Annotated in this window: 15 protein-coding genes; 12 read left to right on the top strand and 3 right to left on the bottom strand. The window is 41.7% G+C overall.

What is annotated here, in order from left to right; all coding sequences use genetic code 11:
* The first annotated feature begins 2 nt into the window (after positions 1-2).
* The 6 genes from A8708_RS15730 (at position 3) to A8708_RS15705 (ending at position 8,573) form a co-directional block, all read left to right on the top strand.
* A complete protein-coding gene (locus A8708_RS15730; RefSeq protein ID WP_068665004.1) occupies positions 3-1,577 on the top strand; it encodes an S-layer homology domain-containing protein in 1,575 nt (524 codons plus the stop codon).
* A gap of 203 nt (positions 1,578-1,780) precedes the next feature.
* Positions 1,781-3,592, top strand: coding sequence for a sensor histidine kinase (locus tag A8708_RS15725; RefSeq protein WP_068665002.1), 1,812 nt, complete (start codon positions 1,781-1,783; stop codon positions 3,590-3,592).
* A gap of 1 nt (position 3,593) precedes the next feature.
* Positions 3,594-5,201, top strand: coding sequence for a response regulator transcription factor (locus A8708_RS15720; protein ID WP_068665000.1), 1,608 nt, complete (start codon positions 3,594-3,596; stop codon positions 5,199-5,201).
* A gap of 215 nt (positions 5,202-5,416) precedes the next feature.
* Positions 5,417-6,772: an ABC transporter substrate-binding protein gene (locus A8708_RS15715; protein ID WP_068664998.1), complete on the top strand. Its 1,356-nt coding sequence runs from the start codon at positions 5,417-5,419 to the stop codon at positions 6,770-6,772.
* A gap of 88 nt (positions 6,773-6,860) precedes the next feature.
* The gene (locus A8708_RS15710) at positions 6,861-7,745 is read left to right on the top strand and encodes a carbohydrate ABC transporter permease (protein ID WP_068664996.1); all 885 of its coding nucleotides are present in this window, start codon (positions 6,861-6,863) and stop codon (positions 7,743-7,745) included.
* Between the two features lie 15 nt (positions 7,746-7,760).
* Positions 7,761-8,573, top strand: a complete 813-nt coding sequence (locus tag A8708_RS15705; RefSeq protein WP_068664994.1) for a carbohydrate ABC transporter permease — start codon at positions 7,761-7,763, stop codon at positions 8,571-8,573.
* A gap of 100 nt (positions 8,574-8,673) precedes the next feature.
* Here A8708_RS15705 and A8708_RS15700 read toward each other — a convergent pair whose 3' ends face one another.
* The 3 genes from A8708_RS15700 to A8708_RS15690 are packed head-to-tail and all read right to left on the bottom strand — an operon-like array spanning position 8,674 to position 13,045.
* A complete protein-coding gene (locus A8708_RS15700) occupies positions 8,674-9,654 on the bottom strand; it encodes a sugar ABC transporter substrate-binding protein (protein ID WP_068664992.1) in 981 nt (326 codons plus the stop codon).
* Complete coding sequence (locus A8708_RS15695) at positions 9,641-11,287, bottom strand: helix-turn-helix domain-containing protein (RefSeq protein ID WP_068664990.1); 1,647 nt, start codon at positions 11,285-11,287, stop codon at positions 9,641-9,643. The genes A8708_RS15700 and A8708_RS15695 overlap by 14 nt, the downstream gene beginning before the upstream one ends.
* 6 nt (positions 11,288-11,293) lie before the next feature.
* A complete protein-coding gene (locus tag A8708_RS15690) occupies positions 11,294-13,045 on the bottom strand; it encodes a cache domain-containing sensor histidine kinase (RefSeq protein WP_239696709.1) in 1,752 nt (583 codons plus the stop codon).
* Between the two features lie 304 nt (positions 13,046-13,349).
* Here A8708_RS15690 and A8708_RS15685 point away from each other — a divergent pair, with 304 nt between their 5' ends.
* The 6 genes from A8708_RS15685 (at position 13,350) to A8708_RS15660 (ending at position 19,417) form a co-directional block, all read left to right on the top strand.
* On the top strand, positions 13,350-14,384 hold the full coding sequence (locus A8708_RS15685) for an ABC transporter substrate-binding protein (protein ID WP_068664986.1): 1,035 nt from the start codon (positions 13,350-13,352) through the stop codon (positions 14,382-14,384).
* 100 nt (positions 14,385-14,484) lie between these two features.
* Positions 14,485-15,993: a sugar ABC transporter ATP-binding protein gene (locus A8708_RS15680; protein ID WP_068664984.1), complete on the top strand. Its 1,509-nt coding sequence runs from the start codon at positions 14,485-14,487 to the stop codon at positions 15,991-15,993.
* 5 nt (positions 15,994-15,998) lie between these two features.
* Positions 15,999-17,024, top strand: coding sequence for an ABC transporter permease (locus A8708_RS15675; RefSeq protein ID WP_068664982.1), 1,026 nt, complete (start codon positions 15,999-16,001; stop codon positions 17,022-17,024).
* Positions 17,017-17,979 (top strand): galactofuranose ABC transporter, permease protein YjfF, encoded by a 963-nt coding sequence (yjfF, locus tag A8708_RS15670; protein WP_068664979.1) that lies wholly within the window; start codon positions 17,017-17,019, stop codon positions 17,977-17,979. The genes A8708_RS15675 and yjfF overlap by 8 nt, the downstream gene beginning before the upstream one ends.
* A 41-nt stretch (positions 17,980-18,020) precedes the next feature.
* Positions 18,021-18,356 (top strand): hypothetical protein, encoded by a 336-nt coding sequence (locus tag A8708_RS15665; RefSeq protein WP_204787550.1) that lies wholly within the window; start codon positions 18,021-18,023, stop codon positions 18,354-18,356.
* A gap of 26 nt (positions 18,357-18,382) precedes the next feature.
* Complete coding sequence (locus A8708_RS15660; RefSeq protein ID WP_082927535.1) at positions 18,383-19,417, top strand: ABC transporter substrate-binding protein; 1,035 nt, start codon at positions 18,383-18,385, stop codon at positions 19,415-19,417.
* The last annotated feature ends 282 nt before the right edge of the window (positions 19,418-19,699 follow it).

The raw sequence follows: 19,699 nt of genomic DNA, 5'->3' as shown, positions 1-19,699 counted from the left end.
GAATGAGACAAACTAAGAGGGTGACAGCACTGTTGCCTAATTTCCACCGATCGGGAGACGCTTACGGTCACTACGCCGTGCTGAGAAAGATTCGAATCGTCTGCTTACGTCTTTTGCTGGCGGGCTCGTTTCTGTTAAGCGTGTTTTCCTTGGCGACTGTGGTCGTTCACGCCGCTCCGACGTACACGCTTTCCGTTTCGAACAATCAGCCGATCACCGGCCGTGAAGTCAAAGTCCAGGTGGTCGGTCAAGGCCTATCCGACGTATATGCGACAGAACTTCAAGCGACGTTCAGCACCGATCATTTGCGATTCATAAGCGCATCCAGCGCCCGATTCGGTTATGCCGTTACGCCTGCCGTAAACGGCAGCCAAGTTGCATTGGCGTTTACGAAAGTCGGGCCAATATCCGGAGAGACAGGGACAGTCGTACTGGCGGAAATGGTTTTTGAGGCGACGGCATTGGGAAGCGGAACGGTCGAGCTGAAAAAGATAAAAATCGTGGACAGTACAATGAACGTTGTCGATTTCGACGCGAACGCCATGGCTAGTTTAAGTGTGGTTGCGCCGTCGAACAATTCGGGCCAAGGCAATTCGGGGCAGACTTCCTCTGTCTCGACCCCTGAACCGGAAGGCGCGGTTAAGGTGCATAAAGACACAGGCGGCAAGGTAGAGAATAACGGGGCGGCAGTTAACTTGCCGGCAGGAGCACTAGGAAGTGATATTTATGTGAGCATTAAAAAGTTGAACGACACCTCACAGCTGAAGCCGGATCCAAATTTGAAGCTGGCTGGAGATGTGTATGAGATTATCAAGGATGTAGCAGGACCGTTCCAGAAACCAGTCACCATCACCCTTCCGTTCAACACCAGCCTGCTGGATGATGAGCATGAGGTGGCACTGTACTGGTACAACGAAGAAACCGGCAAATGGGTCAAATTGGACGATATTAAGATCGACCTTGTGAAAGGTACTGTTTCTGGGAGCGTGACGCATTTCACCAAGTTTGCCGTATTGGTTTCAGCAAAGCCAGCATCGGTCAAACCTCCGGTCTTGACCGATATTAAAGGACACTGGGCAGAAGCAGGTATCCAAAAGCTAGTAAAAGCAGGAGCAATCGACGGCTATCAAGACGGTACATTCCAGCCTGATTCAACCGTAACCAGATCCGAGTTCGTATCCATGATCGTTAGAGCGTTCCATCTAACGGCAACAGGTGGAAGTGAATTCTCCGATACCGGTAGCCACTGGGCAAAGGATGCAATCTCGGCAGCATCCGCAATGGGGATCGTAGACGGCTATGAGGATGGTACCTTCGGCCCGGATGACAACATCACCCGGGAGCAAATGGCCGTGATCCTTGCACGTGCTGCACAGTTGGCATCTGTCAACATCGACTTGGACTATAAGGATCGCGGAGACGTCTCCGAGTGGGCACAAGGGCCTCTTGCGGCTTTGACCGCTAAGGGTGTACTGAACGGCTACGAAGACGGTACGCTGAAACCGAAGGCTTTCAGCACGCGTGCAGAAGCGGTAGTAAGTATGATTCGAATTATGGATGCTCAACAGGTACAATAATGCTCGTGTTTAATGCCCAATAAGCTCGCATGTCTCTTTAAGGATGACATGTGCTTATTGGGCTTTTCATGCAAAAATTTGCGCAAGAATGAATATTGTTTTGTTAATTTCTTCCTTATATAATGATGGGGATGGGATGAGTTAGTTTAATAGTGAGCGCTTACATTAATGTTTGTCTGCTTTAGTTGAAAGGTGGCTTCAACATGAAGGGGTATAAGCAATATTTCAGTGGAATCTCGATTAAGAATAAAATTTTCTCCACGAATATTTTAATTATTATCATTTCAATTTCAATCATTGCGCTTTTCGCCAACATCGTCTCCCAAAAAGCAATTATTGAGAAAGCAGTCAAGAATTCGTCAAGGGAACTCGTTCTCATTGACAATAACCTGCAAACATTAATCAATACAGTGGAAGATTATTCGAAAATTCTGGCAACCGATTACAGATTGCAGAACGAACTCTATATCGATTTCTTGAAAAATAATGACTTATCGAGCGCTCATTATGCGGGAGGGTTAGATAATTTATCAATGAAGAAGACGCTCTCTGAAGTCATTAGCAACATTGTTGAGCCTAATACCAATATTAAAGCGGTAAGTGTTCTCACCTCTAATCGTCAATGGGTCGATGTAGGCTTCGCCGACAATGAGTTTGCGTCCCGCATATTCGGATCCGGTCCTGAAGCCATTGATCATTCTTTCCAGCCTGTCTTGACAGGGTTAATGAAATTCAAATTCCGTTATGAAGGAGATGACAACGTATTTGCCATTACCAAAACAGTGATTCATAAAGATACTGGTAAAACTGTAGGATTGGTTGTTCTATACGTAAGGGAAACGGTCATCGCCTCCATTTATGAAAGGAAAATGAACTATAAGGGAGGAAATTTCTATATTCTCGATCAAGACGGGAAAATCATCTCATCCCAGAATAAAGAACGTTTATACCTCGATTTCAACGAGGCGACTTCTATATCGATTCCTCATTCATCGCAAGTAGAAACCAACTTCTTTCAAGGAAAAGGAAGCGAGAAAGTGCTGGTATCTACTCACCGTTTAGAACCGTTGCAATGGTCGATTGTAAGTGTGATTCCGATTGATGAAATTACGGTGGAGCGTAAGGAGATCAATAAATTAATTATTCGGATAGGCTCATTATGTCTGTTGTTCTCGTTCATTGTCTCCTACCTGTTGTCCCGATCTATCACAAGACCGATTTTCCAACTTTCCAGGACGATGAGAGATATTCGGACTGGCCATTTGACGGTCAGAAGCTCGTATCAATCGTCGGATGAGATCGGATATTTAAACGATGTTTTTAATAATCTGATGGATCGTATCGAAGAACTATTGGCCGAAAATGTAGAGGAACAGAAAACGAAGGCGGAGATTGAATTCAAATTATTGCAAACGCAAGTGCAACCCCATTTTTTGTATAATACGCTGGAAACAATTATATCCCTTATTAAGCTGAATATGAAAACAGAGGCCATTACTGCAGCGAAATATATGGCTAATTTTTATAAAATCTCGCTAAGTAAAGGAAACGATATTATCTCACTAAGAGAAGAAATGCAGCTATCCGAGAGCTATTTGGAAATCCAGCAATTGCGCTATGTGGAGTATATGGAATATACAATGGATATCGACGAGGAAATTATGTCGAGCTCCATTTCTAAATTAACATTGCAGCCAATCGTCGAAAATGCCATCTATCACGGACTTAAAAGAAAAATGGAAAAAGGCATATTAAGGATTACTGGAAGTCGCGTAGGGGACGAGGTACATATTGAAATTTATGATAATGGGGTAGGAATAGAGGAAGCGCAAATAAAGGGGATGTTGAGGGAAGTCTCGGGCACGAGTGAAAAAGCTGGCTTCGGAGTCAGGAGTGTCCATAATCGGATTAGAATGCTGTATGGGGATAAATATGGATTAGAAGTCGAGAGCCAAATCGGTTGTTATACCAAGGTTACCATCCGTTTGCCGTTCAGACCATTGCGGGAGGTATGACATGTTAAAAGTGCTTATTGTCGATGATGAATATTACTTTAGACAAGCGTTGAAAATTTCGTTGCCGTGGGAAGAGTTGGGGTTTCGGATTGCAGGTGAGGCGAAGAATGGGCAGGATGCGCTATCTATAATGTCGGAAGTTAATCCGGATATTGTCTTAGTCGATATTAATATGCCGATTATGGACGGTATGGAATTTATTCAAAGAGCCAAGCAATCGGAGCAGGAAACAAAATTTATCATGCTAACGGGCCAAAGCGAATTTACCTATGCCAAAATGGCCGTACAGCTTGGCGTATTTAATTATGTGTTAAAGCCAATTGACGAAGATGAGCTTAGAAACTCCTTACTTGAAATTAAGAGTCTTATCTATAAGGAGCAATCAGTTAGGCAAGATTATGAACGCTTGAAGAATCAGGCAAAGGCGAATATGCCGATGTTAAAGGAGCAGTTATTGAATGAATGGCTGCATGGCAGCGGAGCTCTAGATCCTGTATCCTCTATAGAACGGTTGCAGTATTTGGGGATTACTTTGCACGCCCCATTGTATGTAGTCATCGTCGTCGACATCGATTCACAAGATGATGTCGTTTCCCGAGAAGACAAGTATATTCGCAAGCTGGCTGTTCAAAATATTGCCCAAGAAATGATTCAAAGCACATATCCTTATACCAGTTGTCATGATAATAACGATCGGTATGTTATGATAATTGGCCTACCTGCCGATAATAACGACCAAATGGAATCGATAAGTGAAGCGATTCGAAGAGCAGTTCAGACAAATTTGGGGTGTACGTTAACGATTGGCATAGGCAATGGATATCCTTCCTTTGAGTCGATATCTGTATCCTACCAAGAAGCGTTATATGCATTGAAGCATCGGTTTGTTTTAGGTGGAAATCAGGTTATTCATCATTCCATGATAGCCGAATCGGGGATGAAGGTTAGTGTATTCTCCGTAGAAAGTAGAGTCGGTTTATTGATGAGTATGCGAATTGGAAATATTTCTGAGATAGAGGAATGGCTCGTTACCTACTTTAAGTATGCTCGTACTAAGAATGCTTCAATCGAAATGATATATGTCTCGGCACTTGAAATTGTATCCACTTGTTTGGAATTTTTGGATGAAATGTCTCAAAGCTTCGAAGATGTGTTTCAGGATAAGGATCAAACTGACATTGTTCAGTTCATTCAACAGATGAACACTTTTGGTGAACTGGAGAGTTGGATTCGTAACCTGCTACTCAAAGTGATTGCCCATGTGCATGGCAAAAAGCAAAATAGAGCAGCCAAGGTCGTAGACGAGGTAAAATCGTATATTCAAAGTCATTATGGAAATGAAGAACTACGTATCATAGATCTCGCGATGAGCGTCCATATGAACTATAATCATCTCTGCTATGTGTTTAAGAAAGAAACCTCAATTACAATTAACGACTATTTGACTGAAATACGCATTTCGAAAGCAAAAGGACTATTCGACCAAGGAGAGAAGATCGTACAACATGTGGCAAGTCAGGTTGGATATGCAGATGCCAATTATTTCGGAAAATGCTTTAAGAAGGTTATTGGCATTACCCCCAGTAAATACGTGAACAATATCCAATAAAGCTGTTTTGAGCAAACGGCACAATGAGACATTAATCGATAATGTTCCATTGCGTCTTTTTTTTTGCAAGTGCAAACAATTTTCCTTTCTGTCCGAGAATAGTCTCTGTAATTAATTGTATGGAATCCGTAGAATGAAATTAAGGATGATACCGCTTCCATTGGGGATCAACCCATAGATACAATACACTTTATTAAAACTTAGGAGGTCAACAAATGGTAAGAACAGTAAAGGTACTCGGCACATCTCTTATGGCAGGTATGCTTCTCGTTTCAGCAGGTTGTAGTACGAAAGATGAAGCTCAGCCTTCCATAACTCCTGGAAATTCATCAACTCCGGCGGCTACGACAGAAAATAAACCGGCTAGTGATAAGAAGGTAAAGCTGAGAGTTGTAACGATTACAACCGACGAGAATCGCAATAATATCATGGAAAAACATATTAAACCGAATGTCGCCAAGGCGTTTCCAAACGTTGAAATTGAATTTGAGCCGGGCGGCGGCGGAGAAGATATGGCGAACAAGCTGAAAACGTTTAACGCTGCAGGTGATATGCCTGATGTATTCTGGAACGATGCAGGTTACTTTACGCCATTAAACAGCACGGGAAGCATTATGGATTTAACATCACCAATTACCAAGGACGGGTTCTTAAATAAATATGCTGTTCCGGATGCATTGAAGCATGTTGACGGGAAGATTTACAGCATATCTTCCGGAGCCGATACGTATTTTACCCCGGTCATTTTCTACCATAAGGACATGTTCGAGCAAGCAGGCGTACAGGTACCGAAGACATTCGATGAATTCATCGAAGCATCGAAAAAGCTAAAGGGCAAAGGCATGGTGCCTGCAGTTACTCCTGGTAAAGATGGATGGGGACCGAAGTTATTCCTACTTCAGCAGATGATCCAAATTGGCGATCCGCAAGCAATGGCAGACCTTGTGAGCAATAAGACAGACTTCAACAATCCAGCAGTCAAAGCAGGGGTGTCTCGTATTGAGAGAATGGTCAAGGAAGGTGTCTTTCCGGAAGGCATTGCTAATCTAGATTACGGTCCAGCCAATGAAATGTTTACCAATAAGAAAGCAGCTATGTACATGATGTTCACATGGGAACTCCCGAATTTGGCCAAAGATGATACTGTCGATTTCTTCCCGTTCCCAAGTGCTAGCGATAAATACGATCCAACTAAACACGTTCAGTTCTGGGGATCACCACTGAATGGATATGCGGTTAGCGCAAAAACCAAGCATCCTGAAGAAGCAGTAAAATTGGCAGAATTCCTGGCTATGGCAGACGCTCAATATTTCGAGTCTACGGGTGCCCCAATTGCCCTGAAGACAGGCAATACAGTAGCAGAACCTAAGCCGCTAATGAAGAAATTCATTTCCTGGTATAATCCTATCCCTACCAAAATTGCTTCTCTTGCACTGAACTCGTTGGATGCGAAAACGTCGGCAGAACTTTCGACGCTAGGCGCGAAATTACTGACAGGGCAATACCCTGCCGATAAGTTCGCAACGGAAATGGGCAAGATTTGGAGTGAAAATACGTGGTTTAAGAAATAAATTTCATGCGATGATGCAATAAACTGAATTCCCCTTGGAACTTACATTCCGGGGGGATTCTATATCAAATCAGACGGTGGAGAGAGCCATGAATAAGTACTACAGCACCAAAATGTCCATATTTATTTTTTCCGCACCTGCGTTGATTCTGTTTAGTGTTTTCTGTGTGTATCCACTCTTGCCTGAAATTTGGATGAGTTTGAATCATCATGATGGTTTTCGAAGTTTAGGGTTCGCCGGTTTGGATAATTATAAGGCAATCTTTGCTTCTTCTTCGTTCTGGACTGCTCATAAGAATACGTATCTAATTGTAGGTATTTCGGTCTTGCTGGGTTTACCGCTTTCTTTAATATTTGCTCTTTTTATCGATGTACAAACACCAAAGTTGCGCCGTTTTTTTAAAACAGCTGCCATGCTTCCAGCCATATTATCAGTAACTGTTGTCGCAGAAATGTGGATTTCCTTCTACGAACCAACGTCGGGATTGTTTAACAGTATTTTGCGATCCTTGGGTCTGGATGCTTGGACCCATTCCTGGCTTACTGAAAAGAACACGGTAATGCCAAGTATCGGACTGACTTTTCTATGGCAATATATCGGTTTGAACGCCATCCTATTCTATACGGGAATCAAGACAATTCCCAAAAATTATTACGAAGCTGCTTTAATTGATGGTGCTAGCTTTGCACAAGTGTGCTTGAGAATAACAATCCCGCTGCTTCAAGATGTAACGAAATATGTACTAATTTTATCTACGTTAGGTTCCATGGCATTCTATTCGCAAGTTCGCGTTATGACAGCCGGTGGACCGGGCGATTTATCGAGAACGGTTATTTATCAAATGTATTATGTGGCATTCGAAACGTCTGAATTTGGTAAAGGAACGGCTATTGCGGTTGTATTTATTCTTGAGTGCCTTTTCATCTCCTTTCTCATTCAACGGTTCGTCGCTAGAGAAAAACTGGAGTTCTAAGGAGGAGAGATCATCATGAAATACTTAAGCCGTGTATTCTGGATAGCCGTAGGCTGCACGTTTCTATTTCCCTTATATTGGATGTTCTCGATGTCTCTCAAGTCCAAAAGTGAAGCGTATAATAATCCTTTCGGTATCCCCTATTCATGGGAATGGATGAACTATAGTAAAGCGTTGTCAAAGTACCATTTCTTTGTTTATTTCGAGAACAGCTTGATTTATACCGTAGGAACAATTGCCATCACGCTTATGACAGGGAGTATGCTTGCGTATTGTCTGAGCAGAATGCAATGGAGATTCAATTCGGTGGCACTATTCTATGTGTCCTTAGGGTTGATCGTACCTATTGAAGTTGTATTAATTCCATTATTTCAATTAATTAAATGGATGCATCTGAAGGATAGTTATTGGGGACTCATACTGCCGTATTCGGGATTCGCGATCGCTTCCTGTGTGCTGATGCTATTTGCATTTCTCCGTTCCCTCCCCAAGGAATTGGAGGAAGCAGCTTGTATAGATGGAACAAACGTGTATCAGACTTTCTTTAAAATCATATTCCCGATTATCACGCCAGCACTTATGACACAATGCGTACTGTTATTCATGCGCATCTGGAATGAGTTCCCGCTTGCCTTCATAATTGCCTCTAAGGATCAGTTCCGGCCGTTGACTGTCGGCTTGCTAAGCTTCTTCGTTAGCGTCGGTGTTTCAGACTGGGGACTTATCGGTGCAACCATGGTGCTCTCAAGTTTACCTATGATCATCGTATATATGATTGGCAATGAAAAGATTGAAAATGCATTGACGGCCGGGGCTATTCTGAAGTAAGTGGGGAAGGCTGAATGGGGTGACAACAGGATCTGAATGCTAATCTACCGGTGGTTATTCTTCAGGCGGCTGACCAGCCTCCTGAAGAATAATTTTTTTTTTAATATTCATTAATTATTTTGTCTTGTGTAATCTCCTGAAAACCAGTATCGATCCAAGCTGTTGGAGCAACTTGTTTTGCCGCGGAGAGGAGTTGTTCGATAATTTTATCCCCCCACAGATGCTCATTCTCAGAAATCACAGCGTTGATTTGACCATTTAATAAGGCTTCTTTGACATCAGGTGTCATCCCGAATGTAAAGGCGTAGCGCTTTAATCCTTGGGATTTCCAAACAAGAATGGTATTGGAGCTGGAAACCATATCCAGAGGAACAAGTGCGTCAAAATGTGGATGCTCATTAATCATAGATTCCAGATCTGCAATAGCTTTCTCATTATCTCCGTTATGATATTTCTTATCGAGAATCTGTATTTCCGTATTTCGACTCAAATAGTGCTCTAACCCTTGAAGCCGTTGGCGAATTTGAGAAGAGCCTGCCAAACTTCCCTCGATCATAATCATTCCTCTGCCCTTAAGGAAACGATCTATTATTTGCCCCATGAGGATACCTTCCTGAAGCGGATCACTCCCGATAAAAGAGTAGCGCTTGCTGCTAGGCACATCGGATTCGAAACAAATGACAGGAATGCCAGCTTGCACAGCTTTATTAATCAATGGTTCGAAAGCTTTGGGATCAATAGGATCAATAGCGATTCCGCTGACCTTCTGCGCAATTAGGGTTTCCATCATTCGCATTTGCTGTTCTAGATTAATTTCATCTGGTGCTTTAACAATTAATTGAACAGGATGGGGCTTACTTGCGATCTCGATGGAATCGGTAATCATTTCATAGAAAGGATGGGTCATCGGATATAGGATCCCAAATGTGAGTGTATCGGCATGTTTCGTTGTAGTCAACGTTGAAACTGGCGAGCTTGATGTCGAATAAGTAACTTGGGGCGTGGAAGGTGTTGAACCTTTGCATCCCGTTAACACCAGCATCATCATCGTTCCAAGCGTTATCCATTTAATCAACCTCATGAAGAGAATCTCCCTTCGTACTAACGAGTGCTTCACCTGCAGTCCCGTTCTTTCTAAATTCTTTGGGGGTCATGCCAGTTAAGCGTTTGAATAAATTAGAGAAATAATGGGGGTCATTATAGCCTACCATAAATGCGATCTCATAGGATTTCGCTGACGTGCTTTTTAGCAAATCCATCGCTTTATGAATGCGTATTTGGGTTAGAAACTCGATGAAGGTTTGACCCGTTTCCTGGCTAAATACTCTGCTTAAGTAATTCGGACTTAGATTTACATATTCAGCTGCATCTTGTAAGGAAAAGGTATCCTTCTCAAAATTCAATTGCATATGCTCTTTAACTTTTGTAATCATATCACTGTATTTATCGTAAATGCGCGAGCGCCAATTCCAGAACTGTTCGATCAAGGAAATTAAATACGTACAAGCTTCCTCCCAACTTCGTATATTACCGATCATTTGTTGGAATTGTTGAAGAGATTTCTCGGGTTCAGCCAGGTGTCGGTACATATCTTTATTGGATCTGAAAGCTTCAATGGTCACATCATTTAAAATATAGTAGCCAATCGATGAGGAATGCCAATTAATATCAACGAATGCTGCAGCGTATTCAGCGACAAAAGTACCTAGTTTATGATGCGACCCGATCTTCAGGAAATTCATAAAGGCGCTACGATCCAAAAAGAGAGTCGGATCTAATGTTTCTGTCTTCATCTCCCGGAACACATTTCGGTTCTGGCGAGATAGTCTCCGCCAGTGCGCATCTTCCATGGCATCTAGAAAGGATAGATGTACATTCTGAAGACGATCTTGCACACTGCCTATGCCAATTGAGATCGAGAGAGAATGGACACCTTCGGAAATCTCTTTTTGTAAATCTTGGAACGCTTGTAACTCAAGCTTCAAATTCTCCAAGGTATCGCTTTTCATAATCCAAACACTTTCAGATCGACTACGCTGAAATTTCAAATGCTCAACATTCACTTTCAGTTGGACGCACTTATCCAATAGCAAACGCTCATGTTCACATGTAACATTAATGTCATTGTGGTTAGAGGTCTCTATTTCCCGTAAATCCAGTACCGTAACGACATAATAATGAGCAATAATATTCAATCGAATAGCGGCACTATGATGCATGACCTCTGAGGTGGTCATGAACCCGCTGCAGAGATCATTCAATAACTTATCTTGGGAAATGACACTATGTTCATTTTCTTTATCTTTAAGCAATTGAAGTTGTGTTTGTATGTAAAGTTCCTTGTCAATGTCTTGGCTAACTTTGTGAAGCACTTTCAATAAATCAGTAGGGCTAATTGGTTTTAAGCAGTATTCTTGCACACCAATTTGCATCGCTGTTCTTGCATATTCGAATTCGGCATGGCCACTAATAATTATGATCTTCATATGGGGAAACTGCTTGCTCATAATACTGCTTAATTCCAGCCCATTCATGAAAGGCATAAGAATATCCGTAATCAAAATATCAGGCTGAACGCTTTCAATGATCGGAAGTGCGACCTCGCCATCTGAGGCATCTCCACAGTAAATAAATCCTTCTTTCTCCCAATCGATACAATCGCGAATAATCTCTCTAATTAATATTTCATCGTCAACTAACAATATTTTTTTCACGAAACATCATCCCCAATCACACGGTATTCGAATGATAACAATCGTTCCTTCACCTTCTATACTGTCTACCTGAACGCCATACGCTTCTCCATAATATAAGCGTATTCGTCTATGCACATTGTGCAATCCGAATCCTCCGGACACTTCATTTCCAGTTTCCTTTGGTGTATGGGGTTCCATTAGATCCTTCCGTAGCTGATGAAGTCGATCTTCCGTAATGCCTTTACCGTTATCTTCAACCACAATAAGGAAGTTATGTCCATCCTCAATCTTTGCCGTAATTCGTATCAGCCCTTTGCCACGCTTGTTTTTAAGCCCGTGATATAGGGCATTTTCAACAATGGGCTGTAAGGTCATTTTAAGGATAAGCAACGAATGCAGGCTTGAATCGATGGCAATTTCATAATCCAAGATATCCCTATACCGCATCTGTTGAATGGTTAAATAACTCTGAAGATGTTCAATTTCCTTTTCGAAGGTTATCCAATCCTTCCCTTTACTTAAGCTAATTCGAAACAGTTTGGATAAAGCCATGACCATCTGGACGACCTGATCTTTTTTCTCCGATTGCGCCAGCCAAAGTATGGAATCCAATGTGTTGTACAAGAAATGAGGGTTGATTTGAGCCTGTAGGGCTCTAAGCTCCGATTTCTTGATTTCTTGCTGCTCTTTAATGCTTTGGTCTAGCAACATGCGGATTTTCCCAATCATAATATTGAAGCTATTGCCCAAATCAGAGATTTCATCTGTACCTGTAAGAACGACCTTAGCCTCAAGAAAGCCGGATGCGGCAAGTTGCATTTTGTTTTTGAGTATGCGAACAGGGCGAGTCAAGCGAGTAGACACAAAGAAATGCAAGGTTATGGCGAAAATGATGCTAAGCATGACGCTTATGATAATGAGTTGACGAATGGAATTGGCTTCTTCCACAATTTCTTGCAAGGGTACCACCCCAACGATATTCCAACCCGTGGACATGGAGGGGGAAGTTACAATAAATTCTGGTTTACCTTCCGATGAATCCACATAGTCTTTGTTTTTATTTTCAATAATAGAAGCAATATTTTTGTTTTCTAACCACTTCGTATGATTTGCAGCTTTTGAGGGTAATAAAATGGCATTGCCCTTGTTGTCCGCGACATAGAAGAAGCCACTTTTCCCAATAATGACGTTATCACTAAACGTTTTGACGATGTTGTCATCGACATCAATGATGATGAATCCAATGACTTCGTGGGTAACTCGCTGTTTTACTGTAGAAACAATTGAAATAATATTGCGATTCTTGTATTGAAATCCGTCTAGGGGGTCTATGGAAGAAGGGTCATTAGGCGGGATATTCAACACGGCCTCAGGATTCTGAATCAGGTATTCGAAATGCGGATTACGCAATACGTTCTTACTCAGTTGAAAGACGCCTTTCCTCTCGCTGATCCCTCGGCCATATAAATTAATCATCGTAATGTTCAACACGCCATCATATTGATACGTTTGTCTGTAGGAAGACATTGTTTGTAAAATCTCTCGTGCATCTAAATTGGAATCTGTTTGCGAAAATAGAAAATGTAAAACATTGGGATTTTTCTCGAGTTCCAAAAGTTTTTTCGTATCTGTAAATACATTATCAATATTCGTCGCTAATTGGGTGGCAAGCATCATCGTTGCTGCTTTGCTGTTATTGAATACAGTATTGTACGATTTATGATAGGAAATGAGGCCTACAATAATTAGTGGAAGACATGTGAGTATGACAAACATGGTAAGGAGCTTAGCCCGAAGGCTGGAAGTAATTTTTCGATATATATCCATCTTACAAATACCTTTCAGTTTAAGAAGTATTGAAAGCTCATAGTAAATTATGGATCAATCATTTTGAAAACGCAATCAATAAGCATAAAACTACACCTTTTGAATAAAAAAGTACTGTTTTTAAACGGGAAGCTCCAAAAGTGAATAATAATTTATAAGAAGTGTCAACGAAACTCCGTATACCCTTGCACAATGCGTATCCTATAATTTAGTTACACCGAAGCAAACAGGTGAAATAAGGGAGGAAATATAAATGAAAAGATCTCTAGGGGTAGTATTAGTAGCTTCAGCAATGATGATGTTCACAGCAGCCTGTGGTAGTTCAGGAGATAGCAAGACAGCAAGCAGCACAACTGCAGCAGCGGCGGTAAGCCCAAGCACAGCAGCAGTAGCTACAGCTAAAGCGGACAAGAAAATCACGATGGGCTTTGCTCAAGTAGGTGCTGAAAGCGGATGGCGATCAGCGAATACGAAATCCGTTCAAGATTCTGCGAAAGAAGCAGGCATTGAATTGAAATTCTCTGATGCACAGCAAAAACAAGAAAATCAAATTAAATCCATTCGTACATATATCCAACAAAAAGTTGATGTTATCGCTTTCTCGCCGGTTGTTGAATCCGGTTGGGATACGGTATTGAAAGAAGCGAAAGATGCTGGCATTCCAGTTATCTTGACGGATAGAGCTGTAGACTCGAAGGATACTTCCCTCTACAAAACATTCATTGGTTCGGATTTCGTAGAAGAAGGCCGCAGCGCAGGGAAATGGGTAGTTGACAAGTATAAAGATGCGAAAGAAACAGTTAATATCGTAGAGCTTCAAGGAACTACGGGTTCTGCTCCTGCGAATGATCGTAAAGCTGGATTTGGCGAAATTATTAAATCAAATCCAAACCTTAAAATCATTGCTTCACAAACAGGTGATTTTACACGTGCTAAAGGTAAAGAGGTCATGCAAGCATTCTTGAAAGCCAATAAGAACATTAATGTTCTCTATGCACATAACGACGATATGGCACTTGGCGCCATTCAAGCAATTGAGGAAGCGGGTCTTAAACCAGGTAAAGATATTATCATTATCTCCGTTGATGGGGTGAAAGACGGCTTCGTGGCTGCCAGTGAAGGTAAAATTAACTTCATCGTCGAGTGTAACCCACTACTCGGCGGCCAATTAATGCAAGCTGCCAAAGATGTACTTAGCGGCAAAGAGTTGCCGAAGCGTATTGTTACAAAAGAAGGCGTATTTACCTCTGAAGATGCGAAGCGTGAGTTGCCGAATCGTCAGTACTAGGGAATTGTCTGGAGCCAATATACCATAAATAAAAAGGGCAGAGCTGCTCCATCTTGCTAGTATGGGGTGGCTCTCGTTCATATAGGAGAGGAGTGGCATAATGAAACAGGGCGGTCCGGTATTGCAAATGACCGGGATTCATAAGCAGTTTCCAGGTGTTAAGGCGTTAACGAACGTTAATTTCAGAATGTTCCCTGGTGAAGTTCATGCGTTAATGGGTGAAAACGGGGCAGGAAAGTCCACACTTATTAAAGTTCTTACGGGTGTGCACGCCATCGATCAGGGCCTTGTTGAGATGAATAATAAGCCAATTCGTATTCTTAGCCCGCTTGATGCGCAAAACGCAGGTATTAGTACGGTGTATCAGGAGGTTAATCTCTGTTCAAACCTATCCGTAGCTGAGAATATTTATATTGGGCGTGAACCACGCCGTTTTGGTCGTATTTTATGGAAAAAAATGAATGAAGATGCTAGGCAATTATTGAAGAAGAGAATGAATCTTGAGATCGACGTTACACAACCCCTACATGTGTATTCCGTGGCTATTCAACAACTCGTAGCTATTGCCAGGGCCTTGAGTATTTCGGCCAAAGTGTTAATTCTAGATGAACCAACCTCCAGTTTAGATCGAGGTGAGGTTATCCAACTATTTTCTGTCATGACTCGATTGAAGAATGAAGGATTAGCGATTCTATTCGTCACTCATTTCTTGGATCAAGTTTACGACATATCAGATCGCATAACCATACTCCGCAATGGAGAGTTTATTGGGGAATATATAGCCAAAGATCTTCCTCGTATAGAGCTGGTTTCCAAAATGATTGGCAAGGACCTTGAGCTGCTGGAAGAGTTGCCCAATGGTGATGCAGCCGATCAAATGAGTCAGGAAGTATTTATTCAAACAACCAACTTTGGGAAGAAAGGTTCCATTGAACCTGTGGATCTTACCATTCATAAAGGTGAGATTGTTGGTTTAGCAGGTTTGTTGGGTTCGGGTAGAACGGAACTAGCTAGATTATTCTTTGCAGCAGACAAAGCTGATTCTGGTGGAATGACAGTTGCAGGTAGGAGTGAGGCGATTCATTCACCAAGACAGGCTATTGATCAAGGCATCGCCTTTTGCTCTGAGAATCGCAAATTAGAAGGGATTATTGATGATTTGACCATTCGTGAGAATATCATATTAGCCCTTCAAGCGTCCCAAGGTTGGTTTAAAACCATCTCCAGAAAACGTCAGGATGAAATGGCGGATGAATACATTCGTGCATTAAATATTAATCCACCTAATCCCGAGCATCTTATTAAAAATTTAAGTGGCGGGAATCAGCAGAAAGTATTGCTTGCTCGTTGGTTGATTACGGATCCTAGTTTATTAATTTTGGATGAACCTACGAGAGGTATTGACATTGGTGCCAAGGCTGAAATTCAGAAATTGGTGTTGTCATTAGCCCAAAAAGGGATGTCAGTTTTATTTATTTCATCTGAACTCGAGGAAGTATTACGCGTCAGTCATAAGATCGTCGTCCTGCGAGATCGACATAAAGTGAAAGAAATGGTTGGCGATGAGATAAGTCAGAAGAATGTCATGAAGGCAATTGCGGGAGGTTAATAGACATGGTGAAGCATCATTTATTTTGGCCACTAATTTTTTTAGGTGCCTTATTAGTTTTTAACTTTATTTACTCTCCTGATTTCTTTGCGATCAAAATGCGGGACGGGCATCTATACGGCAGTTTAATAGATATCTTAAACTTTGGCTCTCCATTAATGATCGTATCCATTGGTATGACACTCGTTATTGCGGCTACGAAGGGTGTCGATCTTTCCGTTGGTTCGGTTGTAGCGATTTCAGGAGCGATAGCGTGCCTGATGATTAGTCATGGAGATGGCAGTGTAGCTAATGTCATCATTTCAGTAGGAACTTCGCTGTTGATAGCCCTTGTTCTAGGTGTATGGAATGGTTTCCTAGTTGCTAATATTGGCATGCAGCCGATTATCGCAACGCTAATTCTGATGGTTTCTGGACGCGGTGTATCGCAATTAATAACAAGCGGTCAAATCATTACGATTTCGAACCCCCACTATAAATTCATTGGTGCAGGATCCTTGTTGACACTTCCCTTTTCTATTTTCATCGTAGCTATCGTATTCTTAATTGCATATCTCTTAACAAGAAAGACAGCTCTCGGTTTATTTATTGAATCTGTGGGTTGCAAGCCAACAGCAAGTAATCTTGCCGGAGTGAAATCGAAGACGGTTATGTTCTTCGTATACATGTTCTGTAGCTTATGTGCTGCTATTGCAGGGCTGATTCTAAGCTCGAATGTCTCAAGCGCAGATGGCAACAATGCTGGGTTATGGTATGAACTAGATGCGATCCTAGCTGTCGTAATTGGTGGAACGGCACTAACCGGTGGACGTTTTTACTTAGCGGGCACATTAGTTGGCGCTTTGATTATTCAAACATTAACAACGACGATCTATATGATTGGTGTACCACCTGAAATAACGCTTGTTGTAAAAGCATTCGTTGTTCTCATTGTATGTTTAATTCAATCGGAATCTTTCCGTAAATCGATTGCCTTCCGTTGGAAAACGCGCCATTATCCGGCTGAGAGGGAGGTCAAACAGCATGCTTAAGAAACAGCATATTCCGATTATTGTGACCATGGGATTATTTGTCCTCATGTTCGCAATTGGTTCTTTCCGTTATACAGGATTCTTCTCCCTACAAGTTCTGATGAATTTGCTCATTGATAATGCCTTCTTATTAATAACGGCAGTTGGCATGACATTTGTCATTGTATCTGGTGGAATTGATTTATCAGTTGGTTCCGTCATTGCCTTAACAACGATGATTTCGGCAAGTTTAGTTCAAGCGGGTTGGCCGCCAGGCCTGGTCATTCCGATGGTATTGTTAATCGGAGCTCTATTCGGTTGGGGGATGGGAGCCATTATCCATTACTTCAAGATTGAGCCCTTCATCGTTACGTTATCCGGGATGTTCCTTGCTCGGGGATTGTGTTACATCATTAGTATTAATACCATTACCATTGATAATGGTTTCTACACAAGTATGGCTCAAACGAAGATTAGTTTACCAGGTGGTAACTTTGTTTCGATTAGTGTCATCATTGCGTTGTTGGTAGTGTTTCTAGGTTTCTATATAGCCCACTACACACGCTTTGGCAGAAATACGTATGCATTAGGCGGAAGTGAGCAATCTTCCATATTAATGGGCTTACCTGTTGGACGCACCAAAATGCTCATTTATGCATTCAGTGGATTCTGCTCGGCATTAGCAGGTGTCGTCTTCACCTTCTATATGCTTTCAGGTTATGGCTTGCACGCAATGGGAATGGAATTAGATGCCATCGCTGCGGTTGTCATCGGGGGCACACTGCTCACGGGTGGGGTTGGATACATTGTAGGTACATTCTTTGGTGTTATGATACAAGGTGTTATTCAAACGATTATTAGTTTCGAAGGAACATTAAGTTCCTGGTGGACAAAAATTGTTATCGGTATTCTATTGTTTATGTTTATCATCTTACAGCGTTTGCTAAGTCAACGACGCTGGGCACAACGTAGGTAAAAGTGGAGAGAAGGGCATTCATTGACATGTATTGTCGAGAGATGCCCTTTTTTATATCGGAACGATCCAATGCATCCATTGGTCAAGTAGGACAATATACAGATATTATTTTACAAGAGGTGGAATCTACAGTAGGGGCTATGCCGAATGCACTGCCTTTCTTTCAAGATATGAATGTAGAAGTATTCGAGGTGTTCCAATTATTTACACGAATTCAAGAAGAAATGGAGCAGTTGTTAACAAGAACTACGGATGTTACCTTATCATTAGATAAATTAAACGCTGTACAAACCGTACTTGGGCAGGCTATATTCGAAGTATCTGCGATATTCCAGGAGTGGCAATTAGAACGACATATGTCGCGATTCCACACGTAATAACCTTCAAAGGGGACTTAAATAACATGTACAAACGTATATTGGCAGCGCTTACTAAAGGGGTTGTATTGCTAAGCATTCTTATGTGCTTCTTTGGTTGCGAGCAATCTCAAGTAGATGAAGCAACAAGAAAGGTTGGTCAAGAAAGCCAAGAGGAGTCAGTAACAACGCCTTCAACTAAAAATCCAATCTTGGGGTTCTCGCAGTTAGGTTCTGAAAGTGAATGGCGGCTTGCGAATACCTCATCGATTAAAAATTCTGCAGCCGAATCTGATGTCGAGCTCAACTTTCAAAATGCAGAGCAATCGCAAGAGAAGCAAATAGAGGCTATCCGAGAGTTTGTCAAAGAGAAGGTGGATGTCATCGCCATTGCTCCTGTTGTAGAAACGGGATGGGAGCCGATTCTGAAAGAAGTTAAACAAGCAGGAATTCCAGTCATTATTATTGATCGGCTGGTCGTTGTCACTGACCCGTCGCTGTATGTGACATATATTGGTTCTGATTTTTATGAGGAAGGTCGAAAAGCAGGGAAGTATTTATTAGATAAAATTCCTAAATCGAATCAATCAACAGGGATTGTCGAATTAAAAGGTACTGAGGGATCAACGCCATCCATAGCTCGGGGGAAAGGACTCCGTGACGTCATTTCTTCGCGTGGCGATTTGCAATTCTTGAAGAGCGAGAACGCAGATTTCACTGTTGCAAAAGGCAAAGAAGTGATGAAGAAATTTTTGCAAGAAAAAGGGAGGGACATTCGTGTGTTATACTCGCACAATGATGATATGACCTTTGGTGCTTTAGAGGCGATTGAAGAGTATGGGTTAGTTCCAGGAAAAGATATTGTGGTCATTACTGTAGACGGAACGCGTAAGGCACTTCAAAAAATGAATGAAGGTAAGATTAATTTAGTGGTCGAGTGTAATCCATTGCTGGGTCCTAATCTGATTCAAGCTGTGAAAGAAGTTGTAAAAGGCAGCACACTGCCTAAACGAATCGTTACGCCTGAAAATGTATTTACGCAAGTGACAGCAGAGAAAGAAATCGCTTCTCGTAGTTATTGAAAACGGTGTAAATCTACGATATCAATTCATAGAAATCTTTACTTTCTGAATAAGAAATTCCATTCTGAAAAGTTAATGTTTAGGTTAAACTGAACATAGTAATTATCACAGCATTAGTAGTTTTGGTAATTACAACGAATTTGAAGAAGCAGTAAGCGTGTTTAATAGGCATGTATTGAAGCTGTTATCGAACTGGCAGCTTTGATAGTAGCCAATGCTAATTGTAGTATATATATTACAATTATTGCAAATGAAATAGGAGTCAAAAATGGTATTACTACT

It is taken from the genome of Paenibacillus oryzisoli, assembly GCF_001653565.1.
Taxonomy (GTDB): Bacteria; Bacillota; Bacilli; order Paenibacillales; family NBRC-103111; genus Paenibacillus_E; species Paenibacillus_E oryzisoli.
Note: the sequence above shows the minus strand (reverse complement) of the source record. Positions and strands in the feature narration are given on the sequence as shown.